We start from the raw sequence: 12,655 nt of genomic DNA, 5'->3' as shown, positions 1-12,655 counted from the left end.
TTGGTAGCTCGTCGGGCTCATAACCCGAAGGTCGTCAGTTCGAGTCTGGCTCCCGCTACTAAAGTCAAAAAGCGAATCGTCTGATTCGCTTTTTTTGTTTTATTTTATGGCTCCGTTATGTTTTTTACGATAAATCCTACGGCTATTTTTTTTCTGTGCCTTACGGATTTTCTTTCTCTCTTTGGCAGTCACTCTTCCATCCTCCTTCGCTTTCCACTTCATTCGCTGCACTTTCTGTTGTTTCCTTCTTAGTTTTCTTGCTTCTCTCCTTGTCAGTTCCCCGCTATTTTCTCCTTGCTTGATTCTGGCAGCTTGTACGACCTGTGTCATGGCAATCCCCGGAGTTGCTTTTGACTGCGCAAAAGCTTGAAAAGACATCCCCAATACGATGATACTGAAGATGCCTCCGATAATGGTTTTAGCTTTCATACGGTACTTATTTAAAATATCTTATTTATTCATTGACAAATACCGTTTTCACATTGACAAATTCTTTTAATCCATAACCAGCCAACTCTCGTCCATACCCTGACTTCTTAGTTCCTCCAAAAGGTAATTCAGGGGTAGATTTCACTAAATTATTAATAGAAACAGTGCCCACCTCTAAGTCTTCACTTATACGTTCCGCTCTATCTATATCTTTTGTCCATACAGAAGCTGCCAATCCATACCTGGAATCATTTGTCAATGCAATAGCATGTGCTTCGTCCTTAGCGATCGTAAGGCAAAACAAAGGACCAAATGTTTCCTCATCAAAAGCAGGCATTCCCGGCAACACTCCTTCTAATACCGTTGGCTCAAAATACAACCCTTCTCGTTTTCCACCATAAAGGAGTGTAGCTCCCTCCTCTATGGATTGATTCATTTGCTTCTCTAGAGTAATGGCTAAATCCTCTCTTGCCAAGCAAGCTATAGGCCTTTCCTCTATCTTATTCGGTAAATTTTTTAACGTTAGAAGCAGTTGGTCTTTAAATGCTTGGGCAATATCCTGATGAAGAATAAAACGCTTGGCAGAGGTACAAGCCTGTCCAGCATTGTTCAAGCGTGACTTAACAGCCATCTGTACTGCCCGCTCTATATCCGCATTTTCGAGTACAATGAAAGCATCACTCCCTCCTAGTTCCATCACCGTTTTCTTGATATTCTGACCTGCCAAAGAAGCGACAATACTACCGGTCTTTTCACTGCCGGTCAGTGCCACACCTTGTACAATTTTTGACTCAATGACGTGGATAACTTGTTCGTGATTGATTGGCAAAACCTGAAAAACACCTTCAGGCATTTCCATATCTTTCATCAATTGTTCAATCGCCATCGCACACCCCATCACATTGGGAGCGTGCTTCAACAACAATACATTTCCCGCCATTAATGCGGGTGCCGAAAAACGAAAAACTTGCCAGAAAGGAAAATTCCAAGGCATAATGGTAAGAATTCCTCCTAAAGGCATATACCTTACTGTGCCTTTCCCTACCACAGTCACTCTACTGTGCTCCTCCAAAAAGTCTGCCCCTTGTTCTGCATAATATCGACATACCAAAGCACTCTTCTCAACTTCTGCGATCGCTTCCTCCATCAGCTTGCCCATTTCCTGATGAATCAAAGCGGCATACACTTCTTTATTAACCAACAACTGTCGAGCAATCCTCTTTAATAAGGCAGTTCTGTCCTTCAGGGCTGTTTTTTTCCAATATTGAAAAGCTTCCTGACTCTTAGCCAACCTTTTCTGTAATTCTCCTGCTGACACCTCCGGATACTCTTTCAGCAGTTGCCCCGTATAAGGATAGATACTTTGAAATTTCATTTAGCTTTTTATTAATACATCGCTATAAAATAGACCTAATGTCTATTTTTTCACCTCTTTGTGTCCTAACTCCCTCCATGATGACTTAATAAGCATCATAAAGGAGACACGAATCTATAACAGGAAATTTAATAGATACAGTATTTTCTTAGAAAAACTATAAACCTACACCTATCAATAGGAAAAAGACGATGATTTTTTATCAATCTGCTCATAAAAGAATTAATTTTGTTCTTTAAAAAGTAACCATATTACATTGGTTACAGTTTAAAAAAGGAGAAGAAAGCCTACCTCTTGTACATCTGGAGCGTTTGTTTTTCTAACCATTTCAACATGTTACAATAGTAAATAATCACATCAAACAGCGAAACCTGTTTACAAAGATAATCTTACCATGGACTTCAAAAGGCTGGCTACCAGAGACAAAGCCCTACATATTAATTTAGATAGTTCGATTTATGGTTCCTTGGCAGAGATTGGTGCCGGACAGGATGTTGCTGCCCACTTTTTCAAGGCTGGAGGAGCATCCGGAACTATTGCTAAAACCATGTCGGCTTACGATATGGCCTTTAGTGACGCCATCTATGGGCCTGAACCAACCAAACGTTATGTTTGCCAGAGCAGAGTAGAGAAAATGCTCGACAAAGAATATCGCTTGTTGGGAGCTCGCCTACCTGAGAGAGCTAGCCATACCAAGTTTTTTGCTTTTGCCAACACGGTAGAACAAATTAACTTCAACCGAACCAACCGAGGACACGGATGGTTGGGTATTCGTTTTCAGCTGACACCTGAAACCCCTCCCAATGAGTGTATCATTCACGTACAGTTAAAGGACTCTGATCCTAGCGTACAGCAAAGCACCATGGGAACCTTGGGGGTTAACCTTGTCTATGCTTGTTTTAATTACCATCAAGATATGGAAACCTTCCTAATGTCCTTATTGGATGGATTGACGGTTCACCATGTCGCTGTAGACTTCTTCCGTATTACTGGACCAGACTTTGAGCACGTAGACAATCGTCTCATGAGTTTGAAACTAGTAAAGATGGGCCTTACAAAAGCGACTATGTTTGGTCCTGACGGTAAAGTAATGCTTCCTGCAGACGAGCTCTACAAGAAAAACATTCTAGTTCTAAGGGGGCGTTTCCGTCCTGTCACACTCGTCAACCAAGACATTCTAAGGCAAAGTGCCGAGGAGTTCATGAATGACCCTGAAGTTGATAAGGATAATATTATCACCATTGCCGAGCTGACACTCTCTAACCTTAGAATCTCTGAGAACCGTCAGAAAGATGAACAAGACTTCCTAGATCGTGTTGACCTACTTTGTAAGCTGGGAGTGACTGTAATGATTTCTCATTACTCTGAGTATTACCGTCTGACCAACTACCTTTCACGACACACTAGAGGACGTAAGATTGGGGTAGCCATGGGAGTCTACAACCTAGAGTACATCTTTAACCCTTCTTATTATAGTAAGCTGAAAGGTGGAATTCTGGAAGCATTTGGAGATCTTTTCGGGAGAAATGTCAATCTCTATATCTATCCTTCCTTTAAAAAAGGTTCTGAGGATCACGAAACTGTTCTAACCAGTAAGGATGTCGAGATGCCACCTTCTATGCAGCACCTTTATGATTACTTATTGGAAACAGGTAAGATCAAGGATCTGGAAGGGTATCAAAAAGATCATTTACATATTCTTTCCGATGATGTATTGGAGTGGATCAAGAGAGGTGAGGATGACAAGTGGGAAGATATGGTTCCTGAGATGGTCGCCAAGTCTATTAAAAAGCACTGCTTGTTTGACTATCCTTGTTCTGTGGAAGAACGTATCCGTATTACACAGGAGAAAAAAGAAGAAAATATACAGCGTCAGCGAAAAATTCTTCGCTGGTAATTTGTTCATATTGTTTAGTTGAATCGTTGATTCGTTGAATTAAGCTTCGCTCGTTGATTCGAGTTGATATGTTGTATGAGTATCAATATATCAATCAACAATTGAACTCGAATCAACGAGCGAAGCTCAATTCAACTCTCCAAAGGAGAAATTCAACGATTCAACTAAACATTATATTAGTTTACAGATATCATCTACCACAATAGGAGCTGATTTGGTAAACCCTTCCGCATACTGGCAACCCACTTGCTGCCCATACTCTCTCGCCCTTGCCTTAATAAACTCCATAAACCCAGGGGTAGAAATAAAAGTTTGTGCTCCCTTATCACTTTCCTCACTACCGGTGTGGAATTGTGTCGCAAATGCTTTTATCGCTGCTTCTTTCTGCTCCCAAAAAGGCGTTACATCTACCACAAAGTCTGGAGTAAGATAACGACTCTGTACTACATGGAAAATATTCTTAGGACGCCAAGCTTGTTGCTCCTCCCCATCCAAAGTAGTTTGTACTTTTTGTAAGCCACTGATAAAACATGCGTCTACCGTAAGCTGTGCTCCTTTCCCATGATCTGGATGGCGATCATGTACAGCATTCGCAATGACAATATCGGGTTGATATTTACGAATTATCTTGGCTACTTCAAGTTGATGCTCCTTATCATTCTTGAAAAACACATCCGCAAACCCTAGGTTCTCACGGGCATGTAATCCCATTATCTTAGCCGAAGCTTGTGCTTCTTGCAATCGAATCTCAGGAGTCCCCCTTGTCCCCATTTCTCCTTGGGTATAGTCAACTACTCCTACTTTTTTTCCTTGTGCAATAGCTCTCAGTAAAGTTCCTGCGCAACTAAGTTCAGCATCATCAGGGTGAGCCATCAAGGCCAGTATATCTAACTTCATAGTTCAATTGTTAATTATTAATTTTCAATGAGAAATGCTTTTCTTTTTCGGTACTGTTGTAGCCCTTAAAGGACTCATTAAACATTGAAAATTAATAATTGAAAATTTCTCATTCTTCATTCCTAAATGCCCATTCCGGCACTCCAACGCAACATATAATAACTCTTAGCTAAACTAGCTTTGACTTTAAAAAGTTTAGTTTCTGCCTCGAGTAATTTTCCTTCCCGCACATTCATGTAAAAGACGGAGCTCATCCCCTGCATAAACTTTTGTGTCTCTCCCCTCATCAGCACCCTATAGTTTTCGGTTGCTTGTTGCTGCATTTCCAATACCCGCTGAAGATTGATCAGTTCATTATACTGTGCCATTAAATCATTCTCTATTCTTCTGGCTGTTTCCTTTCGCTTCAGCTCTGTTTCCATCACCTTAATCTTGGTCAGCTGTAGCTTCCCCCTTTCTTTTCTTAAAAAGAGCGGAAAAGAGAAGGTTGCCCCTGCTTTAAAATTTTTCTCAAAATTCTCTCTCTCATAGGAGCTCTCATCAAAAGGAGAACGTGCTAACAAATAATAATTGACATTTAATGTAGGCTTCAATAGTTCTGCCGCTAGCCTTCTCCGCACATCTATTTGCTCCAATTTAGCCTCTAATTGCTTTAACTCAGGATGTATCGTCTGCGCTTGCATCATCAATTCTTCCAGAGAAACCGTAGCCAATTGCGCAGTAGGCTCTTCCACTGGAATCACCTCATCATTCAGCTCCAAAGGAAAACCTTCCGGCGACCATAGGTGATTGGACAGCTGCAAGCGAGCATTCTTCAAACCCAATCGTGCCTCTTGTCGGCTGATTCCTCTCTCTTGCATATTGATCTGCGCCTCTGTAGTATCAATAGCTGCCATAGCCCCTTGTTTGGCCTGATTGACAACAGCACGGTATCGGAACTCAGCCAATTTATACCCTCTCTCTGTCAAGAGATATTGATTATAAGCAAAGTACCATTCCCAGTAATCCTTGGCTATCTGTAGGATAAGCTTATTGATTTTCTCTACTCTCTTAGCTTCATTCTCAAAGGCCATTGCCTGAGACTCTCTCAGTAATGCTCTACGTTTATCAATAAACATTCCTTGTAGCAAAGGAATCTCGAATCCAGCAAAGCCAAACCCTTCTCCCTCAAAAGTGGTGTTTTCACCACTCAGCTTATCTCCTGTATTCTGCTCAAATCCCGCTTTGAACTCTCCCACCCACAGAGGTACTTTTACATAAGAATTCCACTTTCGGAAGTTCGGGATAAAGTCTCCATCTACCGTAGGTACATCTTCATCTCCCGATTTTTTGGTAGACTCTGTTTCCTTGATAGAGTATTGAGACTCCAGCTTAGGGTCAAAGAACCCCTTAGCCAAACGTATTTGCATACGCCCTCTCTCCGATAACAAGTTCGCTTGCTTGATCACAGGGTGAGTTTCCAGCGCTTGCTCCAACAAAGTCTGTAGTGTTAAAATCTTGACACTGTCTGCTTGTGCAAAAGCTGTTACAGTAGATAAAGAAAAAAACACGAGTATGAATAGTGCCCTCATAAGTTCAATAATCCATTGCCTTAAACGCCTGCTCATTTACTTCTTTTTATCTTTTTTACCTGATTTTCCACTATCCTCTCCCAACTGTAAGTCTTGCCTTACGGTAGGAGGGAAGCCATTCAACTGACGCCACAGTTCATACCAAATTGGTACGTGATCCAATAGCACCCAGCCATATACTCCAGAACCTACCCTCAACTCTTTTGGCCAAGGCTCTTCATTTTTCGCTTCTACATCCGGTACGACCAATATTCTATATTTTCCGTTCTTATCGATCACGGTATCCACTACTTTCAGTTTTCCTGCAAAGGTACCTACCGATACACTTGGCCAACCAGAGAATTGTATCGCTGGCCATCCATCAAACTGCAAACGCACATTTCTACCAATATCCAGTAGGGGTACATTCATTGGCTGCACGTATAATGCAACTGCTAACTGAGGATTCTTAGGCATCAAAGTCAGTAAGGGTTCTCCTATTTTGACATTTTCGCCAATACCTGTTCTAAGTACTCGAACCACATATCCCTTTTGAGAAGCTCGGATGGAACGCATCCCTGCTCTCACCTGCATATTACTTAAGTTATTGCGCTCCTTTGCCAGACTAGACTGAGAATCAGCAATCTCTGCCAAAGCGGCACTCTTCTCGGAGTTAGTTTTGGAGATCTTATCCAAAGCTTCTGCTCTAGTGGTACTTTTACTTATGAGTGTATTCTGTAGTTCCGCTTTCGTTGAGTAAAACTTATTCTGTGCCGAGATCTGTTTTGCCTGTGATTGCTGAAACTTACTCTTGGCAGCCTCCAGTTTCGTCATCGCTATTAAACCACTATCGAACAATACCTGGCTCGCCTGGTACTGTCTTCTAAAGTTCTGTAAGTCGATTTGTGAAGCCACCCAATCGTTGCTATCACTTTCTACTTTCAGCTCATATTGCTGTATCTTATTATTGATCTGATCCAGCTTTAGCGCCAATCCTTGTCTTAACGCTTGAAGCTGTTGGTCTTTGGCTTTGACCTTCTCTTTTTTCGCATCGATTGATTGCACCTTGGCTTGGATTTGCTCCTCCAATCGTTGCAAAAGCTGAGGATCAATATACTTATCCTTGATCTCCCCTATCGTCACCAATACCTGCCCTGAGTCTACTAGCTGTCCTTCCTGCACGTGCCATTGCTGAATACGACCATCGATAGGGGTCGGTATTTCCTGAGGACGATCCTTAGGGCTTAAAGCCGTTAACTCTCCCGTGGCACGAATATTTTGCTGCCAAGGCAAGAACAGTACTATGATCATTAACAATAGCATTCCCATAAACCAACGAGCCACAGACCTACTGCTAGAAGGAGTGTGTAACGCTTTAATGGTATTTAATCGCTTATCATATAAGGCCCTATTGGCCGCTTGTTTTTTTGATATCCCTAACATCCTTGAACGATTGAAAAGTTATATTCCCTGACAAAAAATGTGTTTACGTCTTCCTTCATTATTCAAAAGGATTCAATAAGCAACTTTGGAAATCTGGTTTATCCAACAACTCCTTGTAGCTTCCATCACAAACAATTTCTCCTTCCTTCATCACTAAAATGCGATCACAGGTCATCAGCATCAGCGGATCATTCGTGATTGCTAACAAGGTCCATGAATTCTCTGGAGCTGTCAGAAAACTCAGAATTTTCAAGCGCTCCTGCTTTTCAATTTCCTGGAAAGTCTTATTCAATATTAGCAACTGCGGATGATCTGCAATACAACGTGCCAAAATCAACTTACTGGCAACACTTCCTGAGAAATCTGCTCCTGCTGCTGTAATCTCTGTCATTAACCCCTTAGGCAACGCACTGACATAATCCCATAACCCTACGCTTTCTAGTGCCCATACCACATCTTCATAGGATACCTTCGCACGTCCCATCGATATATTATCCATGATGGTTCCGTCAAAGAGTTCATCCTCTGATACGTTCTTGGAGATATAATCCCTCAGGGTGGTCAGGTTGACATTTGATAATGGAATATTATTTAGACGCACAGAACCAGAATAACTATCCTTAAAACCTGACAAGATACGCACCAATGTATCCTTTCCTGAATTGTTAAATCCAGTAATACATACACGCTCCCCTGCCTTAACCGTAAGGTCAATATTATTCAATGCCATCTTATCCTTATCAGGGAACTTATACTTCAACCCTTTAATATCAATATCCATCCCTTCTTGCTTTGGCAAAGTAATTCCTCCCTGACGCTCCATTTCGATATCCGTCACATGCCCGATTTTCTCGACTGCCGTCAAAGAGTGATACACTGTTTCCACACTCAGTATTAGTTTTTCCACTGCACCTAATACCAAAACAATGACAATCTCAGTCGCTACCAACTGTCCCAATGTAATCTCTCTATTGATCAACAAGTAAGTACCCATAATCAATAGTCCACCCGTTACGATTGTCTTAAAACCTACCGTACAGATAAACTGTATGATCAAAATACGGAATTGCTTTTGACGGTAATGCAAGTAATTGCTCGTCAACATATCCGTCTTCTGGAATGGTAAAGAAGAGTGTCCTGCCAGTTTGAAAGAGTATAGTGTTCTAGCCATCTCTTCCAACCAATGTACTACCTTATATTTATACTTAGATTCAATCAAACTCGCATTCAACCCTTTAGGACCTGTAAGATAGAATACTATCCCTAGGATTAACACTAACACCACCCCGAACATAATAAAGAATGGGTGGTACAATGACAGTAGTATCAAACCAAACAGAATCTGTAAGACAGAGGCTGTCAAGTCAATCAACAGCTTAGGTAAACTTTTCTGTATAGTCAATACATCAAAGAAGCGGTTCATCAACTCTGGGGCATACTGTCCAAAAAGTGCTTCCGGCTTAATTCGTGGTAAGCGATAAGTAAACTCATAAGCGGCCTTTACAAAAATTCTCCGCTGAATCACCTCCACCATCGTTAACTGCATCACTTGTAGTCCACCTGAAATGATAGTGGCAATAATAACTAACGCAATCAAGATACCGATAGAGTCAATTTCCAATCCCCCCGATACCAGCTCAATTACAGCCTGCACCCCCACTGGAAGTACTAAACTGAATAAAGAAATCAGTAAGGCATAAAAGTAGATATAGACAATATCTTTCTTCTCCGCATTAAGCAAGGAGAACAATCGAGAAACTGGACCTGTAATTTTATTAACACTCTGGTCACTTTCACTTACCAAAGGAGTGATGACCATAGGTGTAGCCACCAATATCTTCCCTTCTCCTCCTTCTAACAAGAATGGTAAAATACTGGATAATTGCTCTTTAGCTGCAGGAACACCAGGCATAAAAGAGTATACCTGATAGTCGTCATCCTCTGCTTCATATTGAATAATCACTGGTATCTGCTGATCATTGATCATATAAGTAGTCAGTACCGGATATTCAATGGATTGTGCAAATGTTAGTAAATCCTCTCGCTCTACTTCTTGTTGTAATAAGCTCAGGTCAATACTACTTGCCTTATCATTAATTTCCTCCAGAAAGAGATCAAATCGATTAGAATAGTCACTCACCTTGCCTAAAGGCTCCTTGAGTAAAAAATCTTTATAGTCATGACCAATCATGTTGGCCAGTTTTTCCAAAATTGGGATAAACTGCTTTGAAGTCATAAGTTCAGTTTAATATCAGTAAATCTTTGCATCTAAAATATACAAGATAGGACGCTATTAATAATTTATTAAGAATAATTATGATAACACCACCTATTCATTTGAAATTTTTATGATCACATGTTTAAACGTTAATTCTCCTTAGATTGTTTAATGATTTTTCGAATTTCTACCGCTCTAAATAATGGATCTGCTGCTTGCCATAATTTATCCTTCAACTTAGGAGATAAATCATCCTCTGCATCCAGTAGTTCATGAACCAACCGTTCCACATAAATGGATTTATGGTAATTCAGATTAGCCTCTGCCCATTGGGCCGGAAAGAAGATATCTCCTGTACGTTGTATTTCCGGCAACAACTGTAGCGCTGTTTTGATATACTTATGAGAGGTAGTTCCTCTCAACGGATGGTGTAAGTAATAAAGGGCTGTCAACACCCAAGGCTCCACTTCCCGGTTTTCTGCCTGCTTGAGTTTTCTAAAAAAATCATCCCTCACAATTTCATTAGAAGATAAAGCTGGCAAAACAAAACTAAAGCGGCGTTTTTCATCTGGGTTTTGAATTTTCAATAATTGCTGTTGAAGGATATTCTGAGCATACTTCACATCCCTGACTGCAATTTCCATAGTCAGATAAATAGAGTCTCGTTCTGACAATTCTAACTCTTTCACCTTGACATTGCCTTTCCAGATATTCACCAGTCGATTGGTCCCTTTTTGGGAAGTAACGAGTCCCACATAGGTATGGAACAAAGCTGCCTTAGCATGAACCTCCTCATTTTTTTGCATATCAACCCAAAGCATTGTCTCTAGTCTTAAGCCCACCGTTTTTCGTTCATCAGCCGTAAGATATTGCCAAAAGCACTCCTTCAGGTAATATAGCATCAACTCTTTGGTCAGGGAGTTCTGCTCTGTGACAATACTCCGTTCCAGCATTTCTATCATACTCAAAGGATAGACATTTCCTCTCAGCATTTCCTCCCACATCATAATCAATGCCGAAGCCCTATGCATCTCATTATCCAGGAGGTGAAGATATTTTTGTAAATGAAGGCGACTTTTTTTGTCCAATTGAAAATACCCATACGCATACCCCGATATATCTGGAATAACACAGAAGTAATCATCATAAGAGTATGTCTTGGTACTATCATTTAAAAATAACTCTATTTCATGACTTCCCTCTTTTTGAATAATAGCAGGTCTAATAAACTGTACCCAGTCCTTATACATACTGTCCATATCAATGGAAAGGCGGTACTTCTCATTCTCCTTGTCCCTTATAGACTCTACATTGATCTGTGGCATTCCCCTCTTTTTTACCCAAGCATAACTCCAGCTTTCCAAGTCTTGATCCGTATATTGATCCAGAATATTGATCAGATCATCCCAAGTAGCATTGCTATAGGCATATTTTTTCAGGTAGGCCCTTAAACCATTTACCATTTGTCGCTGTCCTATAATCTTCTCTAACTGTCGCATGACAATCGGTGCTTTATGGTAAATGATATTTCCATATAATGTACCGGCATTACTCAAATTGTCCAGCTCCTGTTTTATAGGATTCGCTCCCTTTGTTCGATCTTCCTCATAAGCTTCTGGTTGATGCTCTGTCAAAAAGCGTAAATCATGATCTACCTTTGGAAAGTTTGGCTTAACAATCTTAGAAGCCATGAAATTGGCAAACACCTCCTTGAGCCATACATCATCAAACCATTTCATCGTCACTAAATTCCCAAACCACATATGGGCTACTTCATGGGCGATCAACGAAGCTCGATTTAGCTGCTCTGTTTGAGTTGCAGAGGCATCCAGGATTAGGGAACTCTGTCGGTATTGTATCGCTCCTACATGTTCCATTCCTGAGTATTGGAAACCTGGAATAAGTACAATATCTATTTTCTCAAAAGGTAGAGGGATCCCTGTATAGGACTCCATCCACTCCACGCTTTTAAAATGCTGCCTAAAAATATCCCTGACATTTTTACGTACTTTTTCGGTGTCTGTTTCCCTGTAGTACATATGAATAGTTTTACCAGCATAAGAGGCTTGACGCTCCTTGAACTCCCCTGCGGCAAAAGAGAATAAATACGTACTAATAGGCTTAGTTTTGTTGAAAGTATGCATCACAAACCCTTCGTTTTCTACCGATTGCTTGGAGACACTTCCTCCAGAAACTACTTTCCAGTCTTTAGGAGTCTGCAGTGTAAGGGTAAAATTGGCTTTCAGGTCTGGCTGGTCAAAACAAGGAAAAAGTGTCGAGGCCCGATCAGGAACCAGTAAAGTATACAAATAGTCCTCATTTCGGTTTAAGGAAGTTTCTCCAGCCTCAAACTGTATCTCTAACTCAAACTGGTTATTGGGGTTTTGAATCAAAATATGATGATTCACAAACTCGTAAGGCTTCAATTGTCCGTTTAGACTTACCTGCTTAATCTTACTGGCCCCTTCCTGAAAATCCAGAATCAGAAAGCCTGGCTCGTTTTGCCTTCCTTTAATCGTTACCATCCCTTCTATAGGTTGACTGACTAAATCAGGAATACTAAACTGCAAATGGTAAGACAAGCCCGTAAGCTGCTCAGAACGTAGCTCAGCCAATTCCTTGGAAACTCCCATTTCTACATCTTGAAGGGTTTCATTGTCTTGTTGTGCCGTACATCCCCACAACCATAGGGAGAGAACAAATAAACTAATCCAATATTTCATAGATACCGTCTAATAATATTTTTATCGTTAAGGAAGCCTTAAAGCTTGCTTGGAATACAAACCCTTTTTCTTTTTTCTTAAGAATTTATATAAATATAAGGATATGTGCCCTATGCAAAAAAA

Annotated in this window: 8 protein-coding genes; 1 reads left to right on the top strand and 7 read right to left on the bottom strand. The window is 40.7% G+C overall.

Annotated elements, in window-relative coordinates; all coding sequences use genetic code 11:
- Positions 1 to 99: 99 nt before the first annotated feature.
- Both ABD985_RS15365 and ABD985_RS15360 read right to left on the bottom strand, forming a co-directional pair.
- The gene (locus tag ABD985_RS15365) at positions 100 to 429 is read right to left on the bottom strand and encodes a hypothetical protein (RefSeq protein ID WP_345373218.1); all 330 of its coding nucleotides are present in this window, start codon (positions 427 to 429) and stop codon (positions 100 to 102) included.
- 25 nt (positions 430 to 454) lie between these two features.
- Positions 455 to 1,804: an NAD-dependent succinate-semialdehyde dehydrogenase gene (locus ABD985_RS15360; RefSeq protein ID WP_345373216.1), complete on the bottom strand. Its 1,350-nt coding sequence runs from the start codon at positions 1,802 to 1,804 to the stop codon at positions 455 to 457.
- A 394-nt stretch (positions 1,805 to 2,198) separates the two neighbouring features.
- Between ABD985_RS15360 and ABD985_RS15355 the strand changes: the two genes are divergently transcribed.
- Positions 2,199 to 3,701, top strand: a complete 1,503-nt coding sequence (locus tag ABD985_RS15355) for a TonB-dependent receptor (RefSeq protein ID WP_345373215.1) — start codon at positions 2,199 to 2,201, stop codon at positions 3,699 to 3,701.
- A 171-nt stretch (positions 3,702 to 3,872) separates the two neighbouring features.
- Here the strand turns inward: ABD985_RS15355 and bshB1 are convergent, their stop codons facing one another.
- From bshB1 to ABD985_RS15330, 5 genes are all read right to left on the bottom strand, one after another.
- Positions 3,873 to 4,598: a bacillithiol biosynthesis deacetylase BshB1 gene (gene bshB1, locus ABD985_RS15350; protein WP_345373213.1), complete on the bottom strand. Its 726-nt coding sequence runs from the start codon at positions 4,596 to 4,598 to the stop codon at positions 3,873 to 3,875.
- Between the two features lie 122 nt (positions 4,599 to 4,720).
- Positions 4,721 to 6,169: a TolC family protein gene (locus ABD985_RS15345; protein WP_345373212.1), complete on the bottom strand. Its 1,449-nt coding sequence runs from the start codon at positions 6,167 to 6,169 to the stop codon at positions 4,721 to 4,723.
- Positions 6,170 to 6,205: 36 nt separating this feature from the next.
- Positions 6,206 to 7,591 carry an HlyD family secretion protein gene (locus tag ABD985_RS15340; RefSeq protein WP_345373210.1) on the bottom strand — a complete coding sequence of 462 codons (1,386 nt, stop codon included), beginning with the start codon at positions 7,589 to 7,591 and terminating at the stop codon, positions 6,206 to 6,208.
- A 58-nt stretch (positions 7,592 to 7,649) separates the two neighbouring features.
- Positions 7,650 to 9,827, bottom strand: coding sequence for a peptidase domain-containing ABC transporter (locus ABD985_RS15335; RefSeq protein WP_345373209.1), 2,178 nt, complete (start codon positions 9,825 to 9,827; stop codon positions 7,650 to 7,652).
- Positions 9,828 to 9,958: 131 nt separating this feature from the next.
- On the bottom strand, positions 9,959 to 12,532 hold the full coding sequence (locus ABD985_RS15330) for a M1 family metallopeptidase (RefSeq protein ID WP_345373207.1): 2,574 nt from the start codon (positions 12,530 to 12,532) through the stop codon (positions 9,959 to 9,961).
- Between the last annotated feature and the right edge of the window lie 123 nt (positions 12,533 to 12,655).

Source organism: Algivirga pacifica (assembly GCF_039543525.1).
Classification (GTDB): domain Bacteria; phylum Bacteroidota; class Bacteroidia; order Cytophagales; family Flammeovirgaceae; genus Algivirga; species Algivirga pacifica.
Note: the sequence above shows the minus strand (reverse complement) of the source record. Positions and strands in the feature narration are given on the sequence as shown.